This is a genomic window from Streptomyces sp. BE303 (genome assembly GCF_036290945.1).
Classification (GTDB): Bacteria; Actinomycetota; Actinomycetes; order Streptomycetales; family Streptomycetaceae; genus Kitasatospora.
The window spans coordinates 1-337 of the sequence record NZ_JAQYWZ010000180.1 but is presented as its reverse complement, the minus strand read 5'-3'; the positions used below and the strand labels follow the sequence as shown (position 1 = coordinate 337).

The following is a 337-nucleotide window of genomic DNA, read 5'->3' as shown; positions in this document are numbered from 1 at the left end:
TGGCGGGTGAGCGGTCGCGGTTGGCGGCGTTCGTGCCGTGGTGTGAGGAGCGGGGGGTGCGGGCCCGGTTGGTGGAGGTGCGGTACGCGTCGCATTCGGCTCTGGTGGCGCAGGTGGGGGAGGCGGTGTTCGCGGGTCGGGTCGGGGTGCGGGGTGCGGTGCCGCGTGTTCCGTGGTTCTCGACGGTGACGGGGGAGCGGGTCAGGGTGCCGGTGGTGGCTGCCTACTGGTGGTCCTCGCTGCGCGACCAGGTCCGCTTCGGGCCGGTCGTGGAGAAGCTGGCGGGGGAGGGCTTCCGGCTGTTCGCGGAGGTGTCGGGGCACCCGGTGCTCACCGT

At 73.6% G+C, this 337-nt stretch carries 1 protein-coding gene; it reads left to right on the top strand.

What is annotated here, in order from left to right:
• A partial coding sequence (locus PUR56_RS43190; protein ID WP_443034417.1) for an acyltransferase domain-containing protein occupies positions 1-337 on the top strand: 337 nt, incomplete at both ends.